This is a genomic window from Noviherbaspirillum saxi, from assembly GCF_003591035.1.
GTDB lineage: Bacteria > Pseudomonadota > Gammaproteobacteria > Burkholderiales > Burkholderiaceae_D > Noviherbaspirillum > Noviherbaspirillum saxi.
In genome coordinates, this window is the sequence record NZ_QYUO01000001.1 from 477427 (window position 1) to 500771 (window position 23345).

Annotated in this window: 19 protein-coding genes; 9 read left to right on the forward strand and 10 right to left on the reverse strand. The window is 59.3% G+C overall.

Translation table 11 applies throughout. The features are described from left to right. Positions 1-90 precede the first annotated feature (90 nt). The 3 genes from D3871_RS02330 to ptsP all read left to right on the forward strand — a co-directional run bounded on the left by D3871_RS02330 (position 91) and on the right by ptsP (position 2616). Positions 91-498 carry a PTS sugar transporter subunit IIA gene (locus D3871_RS02330; protein WP_119767441.1) on the forward strand — a complete coding sequence of 136 codons (408 nt, stop codon included), beginning with the start codon at positions 91-93 and terminating at the stop codon, positions 496-498. Between the two features lie 72 nt (positions 499-570). Beyond that, positions 571-840 (forward strand): HPr family phosphocarrier protein, encoded by a 270-nt coding sequence (locus D3871_RS02335; protein ID WP_119767442.1) that lies wholly within the window; start codon positions 571-573, stop codon positions 838-840. Between the two features lie 24 nt (positions 841-864). Then, positions 865-2616 (forward strand): phosphoenolpyruvate--protein phosphotransferase, encoded by a 1752-nt coding sequence (ptsP, locus tag D3871_RS02340; protein WP_119767443.1) that lies wholly within the window; start codon positions 865-867, stop codon positions 2614-2616. Positions 2617-2706: 90 nt separating this feature from the next. Here ptsP and D3871_RS02345 read toward each other — a convergent pair whose 3' ends face one another. The 3 genes from D3871_RS02345 to D3871_RS02355 all read right to left on the reverse strand — a co-directional run bounded on the left by D3871_RS02345 (position 2707) and on the right by D3871_RS02355 (position 5903). Continuing rightward, complete coding sequence (locus tag D3871_RS02345; protein ID WP_119767444.1) at positions 2707-4227, reverse strand: tripartite tricarboxylate transporter permease; 1521 nt, start codon at positions 4225-4227, stop codon at positions 2707-2709. A gap of 2 nt (positions 4228-4229) precedes the next feature. Next, positions 4230-4712 carry a tripartite tricarboxylate transporter TctB family protein gene (locus tag D3871_RS02350; protein WP_119767445.1) on the reverse strand — a complete coding sequence of 161 codons (483 nt, stop codon included), beginning with the start codon at positions 4710-4712 and terminating at the stop codon, positions 4230-4232. A 210-nt stretch (positions 4713-4922) separates the two neighbouring features. Next, a complete protein-coding gene (locus tag D3871_RS02355) occupies positions 4923-5903 on the reverse strand; it encodes a Bug family tripartite tricarboxylate transporter substrate binding protein (protein ID WP_119767446.1) in 981 nt (326 codons plus the stop codon). 592 nt (positions 5904-6495) lie between these two features. Here D3871_RS02355 and metX point away from each other — a divergent pair. Genes metX through D3871_RS02375 form a run of 4 tightly spaced genes read left to right on the forward strand, consistent with a single transcriptional unit; the run spans position 6496 to position 10641 of the window. Next, entirely contained in the window at positions 6496-7641 is a 1146-nt protein-coding gene (gene metX / locus D3871_RS02360) for a homoserine O-succinyltransferase MetX (protein ID WP_119767447.1), read from the forward strand. Next, a complete protein-coding gene (gene metW / locus D3871_RS02365) occupies positions 7638-8249 on the forward strand; it encodes a methionine biosynthesis protein MetW (protein WP_119767448.1) in 612 nt (203 codons plus the stop codon). Before metX ends, metW begins: the two co-directional genes overlap by 4 nt. After that, complete coding sequence (locus tag D3871_RS02370) at positions 8246-9748, forward strand: MFS transporter (protein ID WP_119767449.1); 1503 nt, start codon at positions 8246-8248, stop codon at positions 9746-9748. The genes metW and D3871_RS02370 overlap by 4 nt, the downstream gene beginning before the upstream one ends. Further along, a complete protein-coding gene (locus tag D3871_RS02375) occupies positions 9745-10641 on the forward strand; it encodes a M48 family metallopeptidase (protein WP_119767450.1) in 897 nt (298 codons plus the stop codon). Before D3871_RS02370 ends, D3871_RS02375 begins: the two co-directional genes overlap by 4 nt. A 75-nt stretch (positions 10642-10716) precedes the next feature. Here the strand turns inward: D3871_RS02375 and D3871_RS02380 are convergent, their stop codons facing one another. The 3 genes from D3871_RS02380 to D3871_RS02390 form a co-directional block, all read right to left on the reverse strand. Next, entirely contained in the window at positions 10717-11514 is a 798-nt protein-coding gene (locus D3871_RS02380; protein ID WP_119767451.1) for an exodeoxyribonuclease III, read from the reverse strand. Between the two features lie 227 nt (positions 11515-11741). After that, positions 11742-12146, reverse strand: coding sequence for a DUF6258 family protein (locus D3871_RS02385; RefSeq protein ID WP_119767452.1), 405 nt, complete (start codon positions 12144-12146; stop codon positions 11742-11744). 426 nt (positions 12147-12572) lie between these two features. Beyond that, a complete protein-coding gene (locus D3871_RS02390) occupies positions 12573-17141 on the reverse strand; it encodes a DUF6861 domain-containing protein (RefSeq protein ID WP_147376736.1) in 4569 nt (1522 codons plus the stop codon). A 306-nt stretch (positions 17142-17447) separates the two neighbouring features. On the opposite strand from D3871_RS02390, the gene pyrE reads away from it, so the two are divergent. Next, positions 17448-18113 carry an orotate phosphoribosyltransferase gene (gene pyrE, locus D3871_RS02395; protein ID WP_119767454.1) on the forward strand — a complete coding sequence of 222 codons (666 nt, stop codon included), beginning with the start codon at positions 17448-17450 and terminating at the stop codon, positions 18111-18113. A 50-nt stretch (positions 18114-18163) separates the two neighbouring features. Here pyrE and gatB read toward each other — a convergent pair whose 3' ends face one another. The 4 genes from gatB to gatC form a co-directional block, all read right to left on the reverse strand. Further along, positions 18164-19624, reverse strand: coding sequence for an Asp-tRNA(Asn)/Glu-tRNA(Gln) amidotransferase subunit GatB (gene gatB / locus D3871_RS02400; RefSeq protein WP_119769834.1), 1461 nt, complete (start codon positions 19622-19624; stop codon positions 18164-18166). A 71-nt stretch (positions 19625-19695) separates the two neighbouring features. Continuing rightward, positions 19696-20184, reverse strand: coding sequence for a hypothetical protein (locus tag D3871_RS02405; protein ID WP_119767455.1), 489 nt, complete (start codon positions 20182-20184; stop codon positions 19696-19698). 2 nt (positions 20185-20186) lie between these two features. Continuing rightward, positions 20187-21647, reverse strand: coding sequence for an Asp-tRNA(Asn)/Glu-tRNA(Gln) amidotransferase subunit GatA (gatA, locus tag D3871_RS02410; protein WP_119767456.1), 1461 nt, complete (start codon positions 21645-21647; stop codon positions 20187-20189). A gap of 49 nt (positions 21648-21696) precedes the next feature. Next, entirely contained in the window at positions 21697-21999 is a 303-nt protein-coding gene (gene gatC / locus D3871_RS02415; RefSeq protein ID WP_119767457.1) for an Asp-tRNA(Asn)/Glu-tRNA(Gln) amidotransferase subunit GatC, read from the reverse strand. Between the two features lie 262 nt (positions 22000-22261). Here gatC and D3871_RS02420 point away from each other — a divergent pair, with 262 nt between their 5' ends. Further along, complete coding sequence (locus D3871_RS02420; RefSeq protein ID WP_119767458.1) at positions 22262-23305, forward strand: rod shape-determining protein; 1044 nt, start codon at positions 22262-22264, stop codon at positions 23303-23305. Positions 23306-23345 lie beyond the last annotated feature (40 nt).

A 23345-nucleotide genomic window follows, 5' to 3' on the forward strand; every position in this document is an offset into this window, starting at 1 on the left:
TGAGCAAGGCACAGTTCGGATGAGCCGGTGCTGCGCGCCGGACGATCTGGCGGCCGTCGTCGCGGACATCGATTTGTTTAAAGAGTAATCATGATTGGCATTCTTCTTCTTACGCATGCGCCTCTGGGTAACGCCTTCATCGAGGCGGCCACCCATGTCTTCCGCGCGCGGCCGGAAAGAATGGAAGCCATCGACGTGCATGCCGACCAGGACACCGCAGAAGTCAATCGTGTCGCACAGGAAGCGATCAAGCGGCTCGACGATGGTTCCGGCGTGCTGGTCATCACCGATGTGATGGGGGGGACGCCATCGAACTGCACCCTGCGCCTGTGCCATCCCGGCCATATCGAAGTCATTGCGGGAATCAGCCTGCCCATGCTGTTGCGTGCACTGACTTACCGTAACGACACCATCGATGTCGTGGTCGAAATGGCGCTGGCCGGCGGCCAGAGCGGGGCGGTGCGGGTCGATAACCGTGTGCGGATTTCGCCGATCTGAGGCGCGTCGATAAAGCGAGCGCCCGACATACCGACGACAGAACACCATAACGACAACGATAGCGACTAGCACATGATTCAACAGGAAATCGAAATCATCAACAAGCTCGGTCTGCATGCGCGCGCATCGGCCAAGCTGACGCAACTGGCAGCAAAATTTCAGAGCGAGGTATGGATCAGCCGCAATACACGCCGCGTCAATGCCAAATCCATCATGGGAGTGATGATGCTGGCCGCAGGCAAGGGTGCCAAGGTAACATTGGAAGCCGATGGCGCTGATGAAAAGGCCGCGTTCGATGCGCTGGTCGAATTGATCCAGAACAGATTCGGCGAAGGCGAATAACGAACAATACGGATAACAACGTCGATGGCATCCTTCACCTTACACGGCATTCCGGTATCGCGCGGCATTGCAATCGGCCGCGCGCATCTGCTCGCCCCCGCCGCACTCGACGTCAAACACTACCTGGTGCCGCAAGAACAGGTGGAAGCCGAAGTGCAGCGCCTGCAAAAAGCCATCGCTACCGTACACAAGGAATTGCAGACCATCTGGAATGACTTGCCCAAGGATTCGCCGGCCGAACTTGGCGCATTCATCGATGTGCATGCGCTGATCCTGTCGGACCCGATGATCGCGGAAGTGCCGCTCGATATCATCCGCTCGCGCTCCTACAACGCGGAATGGGCGCTGGTCACGCAGATCGATGAATTGTCGGCGCAATTCGACGAAATCGAAGATGCCTATCTGCGCGAGCGCAAGAGCGATATCCAGCAGGTCGGCGAGCGGGTGCTCAAGGTCTTGACCGGCACCGCGACGGCCTTGCCGCCGCAAGCCGATGGCGAAGAATCGGCCGGCCGCATGATCGTCGTCGCGCATGACATTTCGCCTGCGGACATGCTGCAGTTCAAGGACCGCGCCTTCGGCGGTTTCGTGACCGATCTCGGTGGTCAGAACAGCCACACCGCGATCGTTGCGCGCAGCCTCGACATTCCCGCCGCAGTCGGCATGTATAACGCTTCCGCGCTGATCCAGCAGGATGACTGGGTGATCATCGATGGCGATGCCGGGGTGGTGATCGTCGATCCGGCGCCGAACGTGCTCGAACAATACCGCGAGCGCCAGGCCCGTCTGCTGCGCGAACGCAAAAAGCTCGGCAAGCTGAAGAAGACCCCGGCGGTCACGCGCGACGGTACGCCGATCATGCTGCTGGCCAACATCGAGCTGCCCGACGATTGTCCGGCTGCGATGGAGGCGGGCGCGATGGGCGTGGGCTTGTTCCGCTCCGAATTCCTGTTCATGGGCCGTACCGGCTATCTCAACAAGCTGCCGTCCGAAGATGAGCAGTTCGAGTCCTACCGCAAGGCGGTCATGGCAATGAAGGGCCGGCCGGTCACCATCCGCACGCTCGACATCGGCGCCGACAAGCCGCTGGACGCGGCCGAGCAAACCTCGCTCAATCCGGCGCTGGGTTTGCGCGCGATCCGCTTCTGCCTCGCCGAACCGCAAATGTTTCTGGCCCAGTTGCGCGCGATTCTGCGCGCGTCCGCGTATGGGCCCATCAAGCTGCTAATCCCGATGCTGGCGCATGCATTTGAAATCGACCAGTCGCTGGCAATGATCGAGCAGGCAAAGAACCAGTTGCGCGATGCCGGCAAAAAGTTCGATCCGCTGATCCAGGTCGGTGCGATGATAGAAATTCCGGCCGCCGCATTGACGCTGCCGATGTTCGTCAAGCGCATGGACTTCCTGTCGATCGGCACCAATGACCTGATCCAGTACACGCTGGCCATCGACCGCGCCGACCATGAAGTCGCGCATCTCTACAATCCGCTGCATCCGGCCGTGCTCTACCTGTTGTCGAGCACCATCGCGATCGGGGCGAAGGCGGGAATACCGGTATCGGTCTGCGGCGAGATGGCGGGTGACATCAAATTGACGCGGCTGTTGCTGGGCATGGGCCTGCGCGAGTTCTCGATGCATCCGACCCAGCTGCTCGCGGTAAAGCACGAAATCCTCAACAGCGACCTGATGCTGATTGCGCCGCACATGAAGAAAATCCTGCGTACGATGGAGCCCGCCATGATCATGAGTGCGGTGGAGCAATTGCGGGCGGATTAATCGAATTGCGTAATACGCATTCCGCTGATGAAAAGAGAAAGGGCCCCGCAGGGCCCTTTCTCTTTTACCCGAGACAGGCTTAGATTAGCGCTACGGCGCAGCCGTCGCACCCCCCACCGGCGGGTGCTTCTTCGATGCGATACGCTTCCAGATCGGCGGGCCGACCAGCAGCAGGAAGGCAATTACCAGCACCGTTGCCGAGATCGGATGCGTAAAGAAAATCGACGGGTCACCCTGGCTGATCGACAGCGCGCGGCGCAACTGCTGTTCCGCAATCGGGCCCAGGATCATGCCAACAATGGTCGGTGCGACCGGAATATCGTAACGGCGCATCATGAAACCGATCAGGCCGATGATGTACAGCAGCAGCAGATCGAACCAGGAATTGCGCAAGCCGTAGGCACCCAGCGTTGCGAAAATCAGGATGCCACCGTACAGCAGCGGACGCGGGATCGATAGCAGTTTGATCCACAGGCCAACCAGCGGCAGGTTCAGCACCAGCAGCAGCACGTTGCCGATGTACATCGATGCGATCAAGCCCCAGACCAGCAATGGCTGGGTATCGAACAGCAGCGGCCCCGGCTGCAAGCCGTATTGCTGGAATGCAGCCAGCACGATGGCAGCGGTCGCCGACGTCGGCAAGCCGATGGTCAGCAGCATCGCCAGCGTGCCGGTGCTGGCCGCATTGTTCGCGGCTTCCGGACCGGCGACGCCTTCGATCGCGCCGTTGCCGAACTCTTCCGGCTGCTTGCTTAGCTTCTTCTCGATCGCATACGACAGAAAGGTCGGAATTTCCGCGCCGCCGGCCGGCATCGCACCGATCGGAAAGCCGAGAAAGCTGCCGCGTATCCAGGGTTTCCAGGAACGCCCCCAGTCCGACTTCGACATCCAGATCGAACCCTTTACCTGTTCGATGGTGTCGCCGATCTTGTTGAGGTAAGTCGCCAGATAGAGCGTTTCGCCGACGGCGAACAAGCCGACAGCGGCGACCACGACATCAATGCCGTCCAGCAGTTCAGGGATGCCCATCGTAAAGCGCGCCTGGCCGGTCTGGCCATCGATGCCGATCAGGCCGATCCACAGGCCGAAAAACAGGCTGGCGAGCCCGCGCGCCATTGATGAGCCAAGCAGCGTCGATACCGTGATGAAGGCCAGCACCATCACGGAAAAATACTCGGTCGGGCCGAACTTGAGCGCGAGGTTGACGACCAGCGGGGCGACCGCGGTCAGCATGATCACCGACAGCGTGCCGGCGACGAACGAGCCGATCGCCGATGTCGACAGTGCCGGGCCCGCGCGGCCGCGCTTGGCCATCATGTTGCCTTCGAGGGCGGTGACGATGGTCGCCGATTCTCCCGGCGTGTTGAGCAGGATCGACGTGGTCGAACCGCCGTACATCGCACCGTAATAGATGCCGGCGAACATGATCAGCGCACCGGTCGGATCCAGGCTGGAGGTTGCGGGTAGCAGCAGGGCCACGGTAAGGGCGGGGCCGACGCCTGGCAACACGCCCACCAGCGTTCCCAGCGTGACGCCGATGAAACCCAGCAACAGATTTTGCAAGGTCATCGCGACCGCAAAACCGGACAGCAAAGCGTTCAAGGTTTCCATGATTACAGGCCTCCGAGCAAGCCTGCCGGCAGGTTCAAGCCGAGGGCGCGGGTGAAGATGAAGTAGGCGGCGGTCGACAGCACCAGGCCGACGACGATGTCGCGCACCAGTTTGCGGCTGCCGAAGCCGCGCGCGATCAGGATGAACAGGAACGTCGAGGCGAGCACAAAGCCGGCCCAGGCGATCGCCGCCATATGCAGCAGGATGGCGCCGGACAGGATTCCGAAGGCGAGCCAATCGGGCTCGTTATGCGCTTCGTCCTGCGGTACGTTGCGCCAGCCGCCGGACACCGCCTGCCAGCAAAGTATGCCGCCCAGCGCCAGCAGGCCGGCGCCGATCATGTAGGGAAAGGCGCGCGGGCCGATCTGCGAATAACCGCCGCCGGTGGAGATGTCTTGTGAGCCGATTATCGTAAACAGGCCGAGACCGGCAAGGCCGAGTGCAACCAGCAGCTCTCCGAAAACGATGGGAGAACGAGATGTCATGTGATCACCTAGTAGTGAGGGCTATGTCTGGTTCTGGAAGCGAACCGGAACGGCGGGCGTGGTCGCCGGCCATTCCGGATTGCATACCGAAGTACAGTGTGCCGAAGTACAGTGTGCGTTACTGCCGCCGAACAGGATGCGGATCGCCGGGTTCACGCAGTGCGTCGAGCAGTGCAGGCAGCCGGGAAACCGGGCTGCCTGCCGACGGCATTATTTTTTCACCAGGCCGAGGTTGGTGATGATCTTTTCAGTCTTGGCAACTTCATTGTCCAGGTAAGTCTTGAACGCGTCGCCGACCAGGTAGGCATCGCTCCAGCCGTTCTTGGCCAGCAAGTCTTGCCAGGTCTTGCTGCGGACTGCCTTGTCGACGGCTGCGGTCAGCTCTTTCTTCTGCTGCTCGGTGATGCCGGGAGCGGCGAACACCGCACGCCAGTTCGACAGCTCGACATCGACACCTTGCTCTTTCAGGGTCGGGACATCGATGCCTGGCAGGCGCTGGCCCGAAGTCACGGCGATCGGACGCAGCTTCTTCGCTTCGATCTGGCCGGCGAATTCGTTGTAGCCGGACAGGCCGACGGTCACGTGGCCACCCATGATGGCAGCTTGCGCCTCGCCACCGCCTGCGAACGGAATGTAATTGATCTTGGCGACGTCGACGCCGGTTGCCTGGGCAATCATGGCGACGATGATGTGATCGGTGCCGCCTGCGGAACCGCCGCCCCAGGAAACGCTGCCCGGATTCGCCTTGAACTGCGCAACCAGATCTTTCATCGATTTGATTGGCGAACTGGCCGGCACGACCAGGACGTCGTACTCGCCAGTCAGACGGGCGATCGGGGTGACTTGGGACAGGTTGACCGGCGACTTGTTGAGGGCGATACCGCCCACCATGACGCTGCCGCCGACCAGCAAGGCGCTGCCGTCACCCTTGGCTGAATTGACGAATTGCGCGAGGCCGATGGTGCCAGCTGCGCCCCCCTTGTTGTCGACCTGGACTTTCTTGACGGCCTCGCTTTGCTGCAGCGCTTGTTGCAGGCCGCGACCAGTCTGGTCCCAGCCGCCGCCCGGATTGGCCGGCACCAGCATCTTGATGCTGTCCAGCGCCAGCGCAGGACCTGCGGCCAGCAAGCCGAGCGCCGTGACGGACGTGGCGACCCAGCGGGTCAGGGACAAGTATTTTCCTGATTTCATGTCTTTGCTCCTTCTTCCAGAACTGATAACCCCGGTTATTGGTATGGTCGGCACCGGGTTGTATGCCGTGTTTCTGACCTAGGTTTTTACTCCCAAGTCCTTACCTTTTCACACTTTAATCCACCCTAGCTTGCAGTTTGCTTTCGATCGCCGGTTTTTTGGCCGGACTTGAGAATTGTCTACAAAGGCTGCTCCCGCGCCATGCGTGCACGGTGTAGTTGCGCGATTGTGCCGCCGCGCCGGAGGAATCTTGTCATCAAGACATGCATGGCTTGCTTGTATCAGGCAAGCCGCTTGAGCACCGAACGGGTGGAGAAGGCCGATCCCACTACGTCCCAACCGCTATGGCCGCCGTCGCGAGTTTGACGCGATGAATCGACTTAGTTATTCTTACGCAATGCGCCGATTTGATAATCAGCTTGCGGGCGCGTAATAAATACGGCTAAAGCGTGCCTGACCATGCGCCCCAATTTAGCCCGACAAGCTGCCGCTGTCGGGCTTTTTTGTTTTCCGGTCCAGGCCAGCTCCGGCCCTTCAGGGTTGCAGCGGGTTTATCCGCAACCCAGGTCAGAAGTTTTCTTTTTGGACGACTATGTCATCTGTTGGAATCGTAACGCCACAATCGCTGCATTTTTCCGAGCCGCTGCCGCTGTCCAGCGGCGCGTCGCTCGCCGATTACACCCTGGTCTATGAGACTTACGGCACGCTCAATGCCGATCGTTCCAACGCGGTGCTGATCTGCCACGCGCTCAACGCATCGCATCACGTTGCCGGCATGTATGAAGGGGTCGATGGAAGCAAAAATGTCGGCTGGTGGGACAACATGGTTGGACCCGGCAAACCGCTCGATACCGATCGCTTCTTTGTCATCGGCGTCAACAACCTCGGTTCCTGTTTCGGCTCGACCGGGCCCATGCATCCCAATCCGGCCACCGGCAAACCCTATGGCGCCGACTTTCCCGTTGTTACGGTCGAAGATTGGGTACATTCCCAGGCGCGTCTGGCCGATGCACTGGGCATACGGCAATTCGCGGCGGTCATGGGCGGCTCGCTCGGCGGCATGCAGGCGCTGTCATGGAGCATGATTTTTCCCGAGCGCCTGCGTCACTGCATCGTGATTGCATCGACCGCCAAGCTGTCGGCGCAAAATATCGCCTTCAACGATGTGGCGCGCCAATCCATCCTGACCGATCCGGATTTCCATGGCGGCGATTTCTACGCGCACGGCGTGGTGCCCAAGCGCGGGCTGCGGGTGGCACGCATGATCGGGCACATCACTTATCTGTCCGACGACAGCATGGCTGAAAAATTCGGCCGCGAACTGCGCAATGGCGGCTATCAGTTCGGCTTCGGCATCGATTTCGAAATCGAGTCTTATCTGCGCTATCAGGGCGACAAGTTTTCCGAATACTTCGATGCCAATACCTACTTGCTGATCACCAAGGCGCTCGACTATTTCGATCCGGCCAAGGATTACGGCGACGATCTGACCAAGGCGCTGCACAACACGCAGGCGCAATTCCTGCTGGTGTCGTTCACCACCGACTGGCGCTTTTCACCCGAGCGCAGCCGCGAAATCGTGCAGGCATTGGTGCAGAACAAACGCAAGGTCTCGTATGCCGAAATCGACGCACCGCATGGACACGATGCCTTCTTGCTGGAAGACAAGCGCTATATGAATACTGTACGTGCCTATTACGACAAGGTCTGGCAAGAAATCGACAGGAGGCACGCATGAACTTCCGTGAATTGAGCGTGCTGCGCGCCGACCTTGCCTTTATCGCCCACTGGGTACCCAATGCATCGCATGTGCTCGATCTCGGGTGCGGCGATGGCGTGATGCTGGATTATTTGCAGACCGACAAACATTGCATCGGCTATGGCGTTGAAATCGATGATGAAAAAATCCCGCGCTGCATCGATCGCGGCGTTGCGGTGATCCAGCAAGACCTGGAAGGCGGACTCGCGATGTTTACCGACAATGCCTTCGATACGGTGCTTTGCTTGTCTGCCTTGCAAATGATGAAGAATGTCGAAGGCGTGCTGCGCGACATTGCCCGGGTCGGTCGCGAAGCCATCGTATCGTTTCCAAACTTTGCATACTGGCCACACCGGATGGCGCTGCTCGGCGGCAGAATGCCGGTGTCGAAGTCATTGCCGTATGAATGGTATGACACGCCGAATGTCCGCTGCGCAACAATTAATGATTTTGAGGAACTTGCCAACCAGGTCGGGCTCGAAGTGCTCGAATGCATTGCATTGCACGAGGGCAAGCCCGTGACTTTCCTCCCGAATTGGCGTGGTAGTCTTGCCGTGTTTCGTCTACGTAAGAAAACGCACGCATGAGTGTCTCCGCAACCCAGACTGTCGCACCCCCAAAAATCCTCCGTTCCAAGCTGTTCTGGATCAGCTTGTTGTATTTTTCAGAAGGCTTTCCGCTAGGCTTGTTCTTCGATCTGTTCCCGGTGTACTTCCGCCAGCAGGGAATCGAACTGTCCAAGATCGGACTGCTCAGCCTGCTCGGGCTATCATGGACGCTCAAGTTCCTGTGGGCGCCGCTGATCGACTTTACCCGTCGCCATCGCTACTGGATGGCTGCCGCCGACGTCGGCATGGGTATCGTCATGATCATCTGCGCGCGCGAAGCCGGCTTCGGCCCCTGGGTCTGGTTCGCGATCGGCGCGTTCACCGCGCTGTCCGCCACCAACGACATCGCCATCGACGGCTATACCATCGAGCAGCTCGACAAGCGCGAACTCGGCTTGGCCAACGGTTTCCGGATCGGCTTTTACCGCGTCGGCATGCTGGCCGCCGGTATCCTGCTGTGGTTCTCGGATGTGGCCGGATGGACATCGACCTACGGTCTGGCGGCGCTGCTGTTTTTCGGGATTGCCGCCATCAGCCTGTTCGCGCCGAAGGAACCGCCCCGGCCGGCGCGCGATGCGCCTTCCAGCCTGCGCAGCGAAATGTCCGCGCTGGCGCAACAGCCGATCCTTATCGTTGCACTCGCATTGTTCATTGCCGGCCTGTTATGGCCGGTGCTGGGCGCGATTGATGCGCAATGGCTCAAGCCATTCAAGAGCGCATGGTGGTTCAAGGGTGGAGTACCGGTCGCACTGATCTTGCTGTCGGCTTATCTGTTCACCAAGGGTATACGCGGTCAATCGGCGCAGTTGTCTGCGGCGTCTTCCAGCGGGCCGATGTTCGGGGCCATCGTGTCGTTGCTGAACAAACCGCATGCGCTGCTGCTGATCGGCTTCATTCTGATCTTCAAGCTGGCCGATTCCTCGATCGGCTTCATGATCAAGCCGTTCTGGGTCGATAGCGGTTTTACCAATACGCAGATCGGCCTGGTGTCCGTGAACCTTGGCCTTGGTCTCTCGATTGCGGGCGGTATCATCGGCGGCTGGTACACGGATCGCGTCGGCATCTTCCGCGCGCTCTGGGTACTCGGGCTGTGGCAGGCCTTGTCCAACGTCGGCTATGTCGCTGCGGCTTACTTCATTCCAAAGGCGACGCAGGGTGCGGACATCGCGATGGCGCACCAGGTCCTGATGTACAGCGCCAGCGCGATCGAGTCGTTTACCGGCGGTCTTGGTACGGCGGCCTTCCTGGCCTTTTTGATGGCGATCGTCGACAAGTCGCGCGCCACGACCGAATATGCGATCCTGTCCTCGATCTTCGCTTTTTCACGCTCGATCGCCGGCTGGGCGGGCGGTATCGGCGCGCAGGAAATGGGCTACGCCAGCTATTTCGCGTTGACTTTCATCCTTGCGTTTCCGGCTTATGCCTTGCTGCCCTGGATTAAAACGATACTGACCTCTTCCGAGGAGCACCGCACATGAACAGGCACACGCCGCTTACCCTGACGCTGGCCGCACTGGTGTCGATATCGCCGCTGGTCATGGCCAAGGACGAAGTCAGCTCCGACGGCGTGAAGGTCGACAAGATGTCGCCGCTGCGCAATCTGGTGCCGGAAGAGCAACTCGAGGCGGCGGCATCGGAGCAGTATGTCGGCATCAAGCAGCAGGCAAACCAGCACAAGGCGCTGGCTGCCGATGATCATCCGGAGGTGCAGCGGCTGCGCGCGATTGCGCGCAAGCTCATTCCGCATGCGGTGCGCTGGAACGATCGCGCATCGAAATGGCAATGGGAAGTCAATCTGATCGGTTCAAAGGAAATCAATGCCTTCTGCATGCCCGGCGGGAAGATTGCCTTTTTCAGCGGCATCCTGAGCAATTTGAAACTGACCGATGATGAAGTCGCCATCGTCATGGGGCATGAAATCGCCCACGCCTTGCGTGAACACGGCCGCGAGCGGGTGGCGAAGTCCGGCCTGGCCAGCGCTGGTGCAAAGATCGCGGGTATCGGGTTATCGGCATTGTTGGGCGTGGACCCCAATCTCGCTACCGCCGCGACAGGCGGCATTGCCAACCTCACCATGCTGAAATTTTCACGCGACGATGAAACCGAAGCCGATCTGGTCGGCCTCGATATCGTCGCGCGCGCCGGCTACGATCCGCGTGCCGGCATCGCGTTGTGGCAAAAGATGGGCATGATCAGCAAGAACGCACCGCCGCAATGGTTCTCCACCCACCCGGCCGGCAAGAGCCGCATTGCTGAAATGCAAAAGCACATGCCTTCGGTCGTGCCTTTGTATGCGAAGGCCAAGGGCGTGCAGCCTACGTCGCTGCCGCCTTACGAATCGAATGTGAAGGGAATTGCGCCGATTCGGTGAATAGAAGGTAGAAGGGGCAGGGCGGAAAATCGCCTCTGCCTCGGTTACAGTCAATTTGAAATGGTGCCGGCGCTATCAAGCGCCCATGAACACCGACGCGCCGTTGTACTCTACCGTCAGCGGCGCATGATCGGAAAAACGCTCGGTCTTGTAGATCGACGCGGCACTGGCCTTCGATGCCAGATTCGGTGTCGATACATGGTAGTCAATCCGCCACCCGACATTGTTCGCCCACGCCTGCCCGCGATTGCTCCACCAGGTGTAGGCATCGCCGGTTGTTTCGGGATGTAGCGCGCGGTACACATCGACCCAGCCCACATCGCCCAGCACCCTGCTCATCCACGCGCGCTCTTCCGGCAGGAAGCCGCTGTTCTTCTGGTTCGATTTCCAGTTCTTCAGGTCGATTGCTTTGTGCGCGATATTCCAGTCGCCGCAAATCACGACTTCCTGCCCGCATGCACGCAGCTTTTCCAGATGCGGCAAAAACACTTCCAGGAAACGAAACTTCGCCTGCTGCCTTTCCTCGCTGGATGAGCCGGAAGGGCAATACACGGAAATCACGCTCAGCTTGCCAAAATCGCACTGCACATAGCGGCCTTCGGCATCGAATTCGGCGCAGCCAAAACCGATCTGCACCGCATCCGGTTCATAGCGTGAGTACACGCCGACTCCGGAATATCCCTTCTTCTCGGCGTAGTGAAAATGGCCATGGTAGCCATGTGGCCTCAAAAACTCTGGCGTCATATCGGCCGCCTGGGCCTTCAATTCCTGAACGCAGACGAAATCAGCGGATTGTTTTTGCATCCAATCGAAGAAGCCTTTCTTAGCGGCGGAGCGGATGCCGTTGAGGTTGGCGGAGATAACTTTCAGCATGGTTTCCTGAGCGATAACGACGAGGGGCTTAGGATAACTTATCCGGCTGTTGAGTGTGACGAGTCGTTGCTTCGGAGAGGGATGCAATCCGGTTTCGGAATCAAATACTGTGCTTTTCTTTTTTCGGCGGGTGTATCAATCGTCATGTTTGATTAATGATTCGTTGCTCCGGTTTCGACGTGTCGTTGTATATACACGCAGCCTGAATGGCATACCCTTTGGACGTTTTATTGAGTTATTCTTTTTCCTGGCTCATCGTGTGCTTCAAGTGCTATTGAAGTAGCTTGAATTCGAATTTCAAGCTCGCTATGCTCGCCGGATGCAGATACCGAATTGACGTTAACAATGATTAAGTACTTTCCAAGGTTATCTGCAAGTTGTTCAGCGCGAATATCGTTTATCGAATCATTCGGAAGAATTCCCGGCGGATCAAGAACAATGCTTTCTACGCCTTCAAAAACAATATATCCGTCGATCAAATCTTCAGCATCGTAATAATTCCATGACTCCGAACGCACACGGGAAATACAAGTCACTTGCATTTTGACTTCAGAATTCCATCCATCGATCAACAATGATTTGCATCCGCGCTCACCAAGATAGATGGTTTTTAAGAACTCGATAACATTCATTTTTCATCACTTTTTATCGTTCGCGAGTTCAAAGACCAAGTGCAACTGATGAATAATGAGGTCCGGTGGAAAGATGCGATAGCATGCGAGTCTCCAGACCGCCAAGTCAAAGTTGCACTTCGTATTCGAACTCGCGTTGGAAAACCTACTTCGTTCAATTAATGTGGTGTCCTCCAATTAGATAGGATTTGGATGAACTCATCCAAACTTATCCAGAGTGGTTCTGATTCATCCTCCCATAAATTTTCTATGGATACACCTTTTAGGGAAAATTTTACATTGAATGCGTTACCTGTCAGCTCAAGCTCGTCGTGGTGGCCAGACAGCACATTATTTGCGTAACCTAAATACTTGCGCTGAGTAAGTGGCGTTTGAACATCGCTTTCTAGAAAATCGCTTATGGTTTTCATACTGTAACTACCCCATTTACATTTTTGGAAAAGCTGTATTGATTTTTCCCGAAGTATCTAAATACCCTTCCATTTTTACTCCACTTGTTGATCGCCCTTTGAAACTTCTGCCATCAATAGCACCTTTCGTTACTGCGTCTTGATAGGCTGAACGAATTTCAGTAAGAGTTTGGGCTCTTGACCATGTGTTAGGAAACATTGTTGAGGTTTTGATTTGATAAATACCGGTGGCAGGATTAAATACTCCAACATTAGCTTCGTAAACGCCGTGTTTATTTGCTGGGCCTCTTTGGGTAACTATCGCATTGTCGACATGGCCAATTGATCCTTCGTGGTGAAATCCAGTTGGCCGCCCCCTGCGATTAGTTTCACCATGAAATATATGTTTAAGATTGATTTGTGGAGAGCATGGGCAAGAAGATAAGCCGAGCGGATCGATCCACGCTATGGGATTTGGCGCATATTGATACAGGTTATCGCCGCCCTGCAGCCCGATCGGATCCTGGCTGATGAACCGTCCTATATCCGGATCGTAGTACCGGAAGCGGTTGTAATGCAATCCGGTTTCACTATCGCAGTATTGCCCCTGGAAACGGATCGGCTGCACCTCGGCAAACGTGTCGGCGCCGGGCGTGCTGCTCGCGTCGGGTTCAGGTTCCAAGGTTACGGCCAGCGTATTGCCCCATGCCCGGTAGGTCGCTGCCCACACCAGCTTGCCGTCGTCGGCAGTCAGTTCGCGCGGCGTGCCCAGATGATCGACATGCAGATGCCGGATGCGCTGTGCCTGGCGACGGCTCCCTGTGGCTTGCCCGACCTGCGGGGCGCTGTTCTGCACCTGCGCCAAGGGCACGAACGACTCCGGCTCATACACATGGGTGCGCATGTGACTGCCCCTCGTCTCGCACAGCAAGCGGTTGCCATCCCAGAGGAACCGCGTGGTGCCGAACGCATCGCGCTTGAACAGGCGCCGTCCGAACGGATCATAGCCATAGCGTACCGTTTGCACTGCCGGCTGGTCTTCCTGCGCAGGGCGGGTGACGTTCGCTTCGACCAGTTGATGCTCGGCATTCCAGCGCAGCGTCATCTGCGTATGGCGGCCGATCTTCTTGTCGATCAGGTTGCCATGCGTATCGTATGCAAACCGCTTGTCTTCATGCACGGTGACCCGGTTGTTGACGATGCGCCCGGCGCTGCCGGTGGCGTGCTGCGCATCGAGCAGGTTGTGCGCCGGATCGAAGGCAAAGACTTCCGCCAGGGTCGGCTGCGTGGCTTGCAGCAGGCGGCCGATGGCGTCGTACTGGTAGCGGGTAAGCCCGCTGCGGCGGTCCTCCAGCGTGGCCAGGTTGCCGGCACGGTCATAGCCGTAATGGCGGCTGAGGAGGCCGTCTTCTCCCTTGCTGGCCTGCTGGGCGGTCAGCCGTCCCGCCGGGTCATACTGGAACCGGCTGGCCATCGCCCCCTGGGTGCGGCCGATCACCCGATGCAGCGCATCGCGCTCCAGATCGGTGACCACCTCGCCGTCCAGGCTGATCTGGTGCAGATGCCCGCTGCCGTAATACAACTGCTGCATCACCCTGCCATCGGGCAAGGTGGTCTGGAGCCGGTTGCCCAGCGCATCGTAGGCATGGGTGAGCGTGGTGGCGCGGCCTTCGGCGGTGGTGGTCTCGGCCACCAGTTGCCCGATCGCGTCATACTGCAGCTGCACATGGGCGTGCTGGTTTCTGGCTTGCACCAGCCGGCCCAGCTTGTCATACGCATAGACGCTGCGCAATTGCTCGGCCTGGGCGGCCCCGGTCAGGTGCGAGACGATCTTTTCGAGCAGCCGGCCACCGCCATCGCGGCGGTAGGTGGTTTCGATCGCTGCGCTCTGTGCCGTCGCCAGCGGCGCCAGGTTGGGCAGCGTGCCCAATTCTTCCCTGGCCACCGGCCAGCCGGAGGCATCATAGCGGTAGCGCGTGACCCGTGCATCCACCCTGATTTCCTGCACCAGCCGGTCCGCCGCATCGTAGGCAAAGGCATGCACCGCCCCATTCTCGTTGACCAGTTGCACCAGTCGCCGGGCGGCGTCGTAGCGGTATTGCACCGCATGCCCGAGCGCATCGGTACGGGTCAGCGGCTTGCCATCGACATCGCGCGCATAGACGGTGCGCTGACCGGCGCCATCGACATGGGCGATGAGCCGGCCCAGCGCATCGTAGTCCAGCTGTTCTTCGCGGCCATCCGGATACACGATCGCGGCAAGCCGGCCAAGTTGATCATGGCGATAGCGGGTGACGTGTCCCAGCGCATCCCGGAGCGCGATCAGCCGGCCCTCGTCATCGTAGTCAAAGCGGGTGGTGTGCTGCGCGCAATCGGTATGGCTGCGTACCTGACCGCTGCTGTCATACGCGAAGGTGCGGGTCTTGCCGTGCGCATCGATGATGGCCAGCGGCAAGCCGCGCCCATCATGGCGGTAGTGCGTGCGCTGGCCCAGCGCATCGGTGACCGAAGCCAGGTTGCCGCAGGCATCGTAGCGGTAGGCGGTGATGCCGCCTTCGGCATCGGTCACCAGCGCCGGCTGGCTGGTGCGGCCGTCGTACACGATGCGGGTGATGCCGCCCTCGGGCGCTTCGATGCGGATCAGCAGGCTGCGGCTGTCGTAGCGATAGCGGGTGGTGCGCCCGGCCGCATCGGTGGCTGCCAGCACATTGCCATAGTCGTCGAGCAACTGCTCGGTACGCTGCCCCAGCGCATCGGTAGCGCCGGTATAACGCTGCGCGCGGTCAAAGCGGTACGTATGGCGGCGCCCGAGCCGGTCGGTGACCACCGTTTCATGCGGCCGATAGTCGAACGACCAGGATTGGCCGCTATTGGTCCAGTGCCGGAGCACGCGGCCGGCGGGGCGGTAGTCATCGTACGTGTATGCGGCGATCAATCCGCCGGGCTGGCTGTGGCGGATCAGGAGATGGTTGCGGTAGCCGAATTCACGCACCGTCTGGCCCAGCCGGTTGCGGACCCGGATCAGGTCGCCGGCGGCATCGTAGTCGTAATGCACCAGCGGCACGGCGCTAGGCGGCACCGGCGCCTCGGGGGTGTCGCGCAACAGCGAGACCGTGCGCAGGCGCTGCCCGCTAAAGTCCAGCACATAGGTGCGGCCGGCGCTGTCGAACAGGCGCGTCGGTTGCCGGCATTCATCGTAGAGAATGCGGGTGGTGTTGCCGTTGCGGTCGGTGATGTCGGTCAGGTGGGCCATCCCGGCATGCGGGTCCGCCAGCGCAAAGGTGCTGTGGGTCTGGTCGCGGTCGATCAGCGCAAAGCACAAGGCAGACAGCCGCACCAGCGTGACTTGCTCGTAGGGCGAATACAGGCGCTGGCCGATCTGGGGCAGGCTGAAGCTGACTTCCCGCTGTTGCGGATCGAGCACGACGACGCGGTCGGCGCTTACCTGCAATGCCAGCGAGATCGGCAGGCTCCAGCCCTGGCCGAGCCAGCCGATGCGGGGATTGTCGGAACTGTAGCTGCGCTGCCAGAGCAGGGGCAGCGGCGCGGGCAAGGCGAAATCGCGCTCGAGCTCGCCGGTGAGCAGCTTGTTGCCGAAGATCGGGTTGACTGGATGGCCGACGGTCACGCATTGCTTGCAGGATTTGCCGCGGCCCTCGCTGGTCTGGCCGGCCGGGGCGGGCGCGGCAGCGGGTCGCGGTGCAGGGACCGGTGCAGGAGCAGGCTTGGAACGTACCGGAGGACGCTCGGCCGCCGAAGCGCCGGGTTGCAAGACCGGGCTCTTGTGCAGCGCCGCTTCATTGGCGGCCACCCATTGGGCAAACCGCGGCCCCAGCTTGCTCCCAGCCAGTTCCTTGAGCAAGGTATCCCGCGCGTGTACCCCGCGCGAAAAATACTGCAACACGCTCGACAGGATCATCACAATCAGCAGTATCTTGCCTTCTGCAAAAGCCTCGGCCGCATTGGCCATGTCCGCCACATAACGGCCAGGCGCGCTGTCTTTGTAATGGATCGCATTCCAGGACAGTGCAAATCCGCGGGCAAACTGCCTGGTCATCTCGGAAATCGTATGAAACACGCCGTCGGCCAGACTGGCCAGTCCCATCAGCGCCATCACCTGGCCACCCAGTTTGGCCCCGGCGGCCGCGCCCAGCGCCGCCCCGGGGATGGCTCCGACGCCGCCGGCGAAGCTGCCGGCAATGCCGCCGACCACACCGCCCAATACCGCGCCGCCGCCAACATAAATTGCCACTTCCTTGGCTGTCGCCAGCAGCAGATGCGCAATCGTCTGGCCGACGCCGCTCCAGTCGAAGGCCGGCAGCCGCTCGCGCAGGAGCGCATACAGACGCGCATCACTGCGGCTCAGCGCAGCGGTTACGCATTGCCCGTTGCGCACGCCCGGTACGCTGGCAAGACCATCGGCGACTTCGTCATAGGCGCGGCTGACCTGATGCGAATAGATGCCGATGCGGCGCTGGATGTCCGCCTGCACCTGGGCGCTGGCGGCGTGAAAGGCGCGCTCGTACGACTGCAGCACGAAGTCGAGCGAGACAGGCGGCTGGGAAGAGGGTGAGGAACGGCGCGAAGACAGTAAGACGGGCAGCATGAAGGAATACAGCGCGAAGCAGCAGAAGTTGTTATATAGATATGTTAACAATACATTAACATTTTGCTGTTGCACAAGAATTTATTGGTGGCTGCAAAGGTTCGCTAATACCAATCCTGACTCGTAACGTAATGACAAATGATCCGATTGCGGCTTTCAGCCTAAAGCCGTGCCGACATTGCTTTTCAAAGAGGTATAGGACTTAAAATATCGGCTTTGTCGTGTGGATGCGGGACGCGCGTTTCCGTCTATCGCTCCACCGTGTTCGCTATTTCGTCTATCCCATCATCTCTACCGAGGACCACCTTGAGCCAACTACGTCAGGAATTCATCGCCTTCTCCGTCTCTACCGGAGTACTGCGGTTCGGCGATTTCGTCACCAAGGCAGGGCGTAATTCGCCTTACTTTTTCAATGCGGGGCTGTTCAATGAAGGCGCGACGCTGGGCAAGTTGGCCGATTTCTATGCGCAGACGCTGATCGATTCAGGTGTCGAGTTCGACATGCTGTTCGGTCCGGCGTACAAGGGCATTACGCTGGCCGCCGCGACATCGGTCGCGCTGGCCAACAAGGGACGCAACGTTCCATTCGCCTATAACCGCAAAGAGGCAAAGGACCATGGAGAGGGCGGCACCATCGTCGGCGCCACGCTGCAGGGAAGGGTAGTGATTATCGACGACGTGATTTCGGCCGGTACGTCGGTGCGTGAATCGGTCGAGATGATCCGCGCGGCAGGCGCGACGCCATGTGCGGTATTGATTGCGCTGGACCGGATGGAACGCTCGGGCAAGGATGGCGCCTTGTCCGAACATTCGGCGGTGCAGGAGGTGGCCAATGCCTATGGCATGCCGGTGATTTCGATCGGCAATCTGGCTGATTTGCTTGAATATATTTCGCAGGCGGGCGCGAACCAGGATCTGGCCCAATACAAGGATGCCGTGGCTGCCTATCGCAGCCGTTACGGCATTGTGTAACTGCTATTGGTGCAGTTGACTGGCGGCGCGCATCACGCCGCCAGAGTCTTTCAACCCACCAGCTTTTGCTTCAGCAATTCGGTCAACTGCGCCGGATTGGCCTTGCCCTTGGTAGCCTTCATCGCCTGGCCGATAATCGCATTGAAGGCCTTTTCCTTGCCGGAGCGGTACTCTTCTACCGATTTCGCATTCGCGGCCAGGACTTCGTCGACGATCTTTTCCAGCGCGCCGCTGTCGGAAATCTGCTTCAAGCCCTTGGACTCGATAATGTCGTCGGCGATGCCGGCCTTGTCCGACTTCGCTTCCCACATGCCGGCGAATACTTCCTTGGCGATCTTGTTGGAAATCGTGCCGTCGGCGATTCTTTGCAATAGCAGCGCAAGCTGTTCCGCTTTCACTGGCGAGTCGGCAATGTCCACGCCTTCGCGGTTCAGCGTCGATGACACGTCGCCCATCAGCCAGTTTGCGGCGGGCTTGGCCTGCTCCCTGCCGGCCTTGCCGACCACGGCTTCGAAATACGAGGCCATCGCTTTCGATTGGGTCAGTACCGCCGCGTCGTATTCCGGCAAGCCATAATCGTTGACGAAGCGCTCGCGCATCGCGCCGGGCAATTCCGGCATGCTGGCCTTCACGCGATCAATCCAGTCCTGCGCGATGACCAGCGGCGGCAAATCGGGATCGGGGAAATAGCGGTAATCCTGCGCGTCTTCCTTGCTGCGCATCGAGCGCGTTTCCTTGCGATCCGGATCGTACAGGCGGGTTTCCTGCACCACCTTGCCGCCATCCTCGATCAACTCGATCTGGCGGCGCACTTCATAGTTGATCGCCTCTTCAAGGAAGCGAAACGAGTTCAGGTTCTTGATTTCGCAGCGCGTGCCGTATTCCTTCTGGCCGAATGGGCGCACCGATACGTTGGCGTCGCAGCGGAACGATCCTTCCTGCATGTTGCCGTCGCAAATGCCCAGCCACATCACCAGCGAATGCAGTGATTTCGCATAGGCGACCGCTTCGGCGGCGCTGCGCATGTCGGGCTCGGTCACGATTTCGAGCAGCGGCGTGCCGGCGCGGTTGAGGTCGATGCCGGACATGCCGTGATAATCCTCATGCAGCGACTTGCCGGCGTCTTCTTCCAGGTGCGCGCGCGTGAGTTGTACGCTGCGCATCTCCGCCTTGCCATCCTTTTCAAGCACGAAGGAAACCGTGCCGCCCTGGACTACCGGAATTTCATACTGGCTGATCTGGTATCCCTTGGGCAGGTCGGGATAAAAGTAATTCTTGCGCGCGAAGATGGATTGCGGCGCAATCTTGGCACCGATCGCCAGGCCGAACTGGATCGCGCGTTCGACCGCGCCCTTGTTCATGACCGGCAGCACGCCAGGCAACGCGAGGTCGACCGGCGAGGCTTGCGTATTTGGCTCGGCGCCGAAGCGTGTCGACGCGCCGCTGAATATCTTGGATTGGGTCGAGAGTTGCGCGTGCGTCTCAAGACCGATTACGACTTCCCATTGCATGGTGTTGTCCTCATTTTGCTTGCTTCCCGCCGCCTGCGCCAAGCAGACGCAAACGGGCGGCAGGTTGCTGATTATTCTTCATACCGGCATTGTCCGGTCTTCAGGTGGATCGACAATTCCGAAAAATTCTCGCGCGATCCGCACAGGGCGGGACAGCTTGGCTTGACGCTCAGGGTATCGCCGTCTCGCTCCAGCCGGATCGAGCAATTCAAGCGCCGACCGAAATCGAAGCCGCGTTGTGCGCGCGCAGCGGGTGCATCCTTGAGCGCGACGCGCCAGCTTGCGCGCGTGTTGTCGTCGCGGACCTCGGCTTGCAAGCCATCGCTTTCATCGATACTGCAATCGAAGCCATGCGTACTGCGAAACAGGGACGACTCCCAGCGAAAGGCTTCGATCCGGCTGCCGTTGAGACGGAACTCGCCATTGTCGGCATAGGTGGTCGTCTCCGCTGCGTCCTTGCGCGTGGTGCTGCAGGAAAAGCGCGCATCGAGCTGCTGCGCCAGCGCGCTGGCTGCAGCCAGCGACAGCAGTGCTCCAGCGACGATGGCGCGCGGCGTCATGCTTATACGCCTTCCGGTGCGCGGCGGTGCCAGTCGGTCGCCAGCTGATACTGGTGCGCGACATTGAGCAGCTTCGCTTCTTCGAAATAATTGCCGATGATCTGCAGTCCGACCGGACGCTTGCCATTCTTGTCGCCCTGGCCGAACCCGCAGGGAATCGACATGCCGGGCAAACCGGCCAGGCTGGTCGACAGCGTGAAAATATCGGCAAGATAGTTGGCCACCGGGTCATCGGTCTTGTCGCCGAGATCCCATGCCACGGTGGGTGATACCGGGCCCATGATCACGTCGCACTGCGTGAATGCATTCTGAAAATCCTGCGCGATCAGACGGCGGATCTTTTGCGCCTGCAGGTAGTAGGCATCGTAATAACCGTGCGACAGCACATACGCGCCGACCAGAATGCGGCGCTTGACTTCATCGCCGAAGCCTTCCGCGCGCGACTTGCGGTACATGTCGCCGAGGTCCTTGTATTCCTTGGCGCGATGGCCATAGCGCACGCCATCGAAGCGGCTGAGGTTGGACGATGCTTCGGCCGGCGCGATCACGTAGTACACCGGAATCGACAGCTCGGTTTTCGGCAGCGAGATATCGACCAGTGTCGCGCCCAGCTTTTCATATTCGGCAAGCGCTGCGCGCACCGCCTGCTCCACATCCGGCGCCAGGCCTTTGCCGAAATACTCACGCGGGATGCCGATCTTCAAGCCCTGCAGCTTGTTGTTCAGGTCGCGCGTGAAGTCTTCCGCCGGAAGCTCAAGACTGGTCGAGTCGCGCGGATCGAAGCCGGTCATCGCATTGAGCAGCAGGCCACAGTCTTCCGCGGTCTGCGCCATCGGTCCGCCCTGATCCAGCGACGATGCAAAAGCGATCATGCCAAAACGCGAGACGCGGCCATAAGTAGGCTTGATGCCGGTGACGCCGCACAGCGATGCCGGCTGGCGAATCGAACCGCCGGTATCGGTTGCGGTGGCGGCCGGTGCCAGTCGCGCGGCAATGGCAGCCGCCGAGCCGCCGGACGAGCCGCCGGGAATCGCATTGCGGTCCCAGGGGTTCTTCACCGGGCCGAAGAAAGAGTTCTCGTTGGAAGAACCCATGGCGAATTCATCACAATTGAGTTTTCCCAGCGTGACCATACCTGCTGTGCGGAACTGTTGGACCACAGTTGCATCGAAGGGGCTGGCGTAATTTGCGAGCATCTTCGAGCCGGCGGTGGAACGCCAGCCGCGCGTAACGAAGATGTCCTTGTGCGCGATGGGAATGCCGGTTAGCGGTGTCGTGTCATTTTTGGCAATGCGCGCATCCGATTCCGCAGCCTGCTGCAGTGTCAGGTTTTCATCGACGTGGATGAAGGCGTTCAGGTCGCTTTGTTTGATGCGGTCAAGGAACAGCCTCGCCAGTTCAGTGGCGGAAACCTGTTTTGCATGCAGCAATGCGGAAAGTTCTTTTAGGGTCTTGGTATGCATAAGGTGTGCGGCCGGTCCCGAATGGACCAGTAGATATTCCGACAAGAGGTTATTCGATGACTTTGGGCACGAGGTACAGACCGTCCTGCGTTGCCGGCGCGACCTCCTGGTAATCGTCACGGCGGTTTGGCTCGGATACCTGATCTTCGCGCAGACGTAATGCAACATTGTCCTGATAGGCGGCAATCGGATGATTCAGAGGTTCGACGCCGCTGGTATCGACTGCGCGCATCTGCTCCACGAGATCGAAGATGCCATTGAGCTTGGCTAGGGTTTTGCCGGCCTGGGCTTCATCCAGATCGAGTTGCGCGAGACGGGCGAGGCGCTTAACGTCGTTGAGGTCGAGTGACATGATTATGTAGTTGGAACGGACCGTTGTCGGTCGGTATTTTCAGAAAACAAATGTGTTTTAGTTCTGGCAAAAACTTGTCAAAAGGGCCGATAAAGCGTGTATCCGGACCACATTTTTGGAGTTTCCCTCGACTAATTTCGGTTAAATTATAAGGTAGAATGACGGGTTAAGACCTTGCCGGCCCAGTGTAGTAAACCGCAAAGGTTACCCGGATTTTCACCACCAATGTTAAGCGCGCCATTGTTGCGCATCAGGACACTACATGTTTGGATTTTTACGCAGTTATTTTTCTAACGACCTGGCAATCGATCTGGGCACCGCCAATACGCTGATCTACGTGCGTAACATGGGTATCGTGCTGGACGAGCCGTCGGTCGTGGCGATTCGCCAGCAGGGTGGCCCGAATGGCAAGAAAACCATCCAGGCGGTCGGCAAGGAAGCCAAGCAGATGCTGGGCAAAGTTCCAGGCAATATCGAAGCGATCCGTCCCATGAAGGATGGCGTGATCGCTGACTTCACGGTGACCGAGCAGATGCTCAAGCAGTTCATCCGCATGGTCCATGATTCCAAACTGTTCAAGCCTTCTCCTCGCATCATCATCTGCGTCCCCTGCGGTTCGACCCAGGTCGAACGCCGCGCGATTCGCGAATCCGCACTGGGCGCGGGCGCATCTCAGGTGTACCTGATCGAAGAGCCGATGGCCGCCGCGATTGGCGCCGGCTTGCCGGTCTCCGAGGCAACCGGTTCGATGGTGGTCGACATCGGTGGCGGCACGACAGAGGTCGGCATCATCTCGCTGGGCGGCATGGTGTACAAGGGTTCGGTCCGTGTCGGCGGTGACAAGTTCGATGAAGCGATCGTGAATTACATCCGTCGCAACTACGGCATGCTGATCGGCGAGCAGACCGCCGAAGCGATCAAAAAGGAAATCGGTTCCGCCTTCCCCGGTTCCGAAGTCAAAGAAATGGAAGTCAAGGGCCGCAACCTGTCCGAAGGCATTCCGCGCTCCTTCACGATTTCCAGCAACGAGATCCTCGAAGCATTGACCGATCCGCTCAACAACATCGTCTCCGCCGTCAAGAACGCGCTGGAACAGACGCCGCCGGAGCTCGGTGCGGACATTGCCGAAAAAGGCATGATGCTGACCGGCGGCGGCGCGCTGCTGCGTGACCTGGACCGTCTGCTGATGGAAGAGACCGGACTGCCGGTCATCGTCGCCGAAGATCCGCTGACCTGCGTGGTGCGCGGTTCCGGCATGGCGCTCGAGCGGATGGACAAGCTCGGCTCCATCTTCTCCTACGAGTAATACACAATGCACGCGCGCCCGGCGGTCAATACCGGGCGCG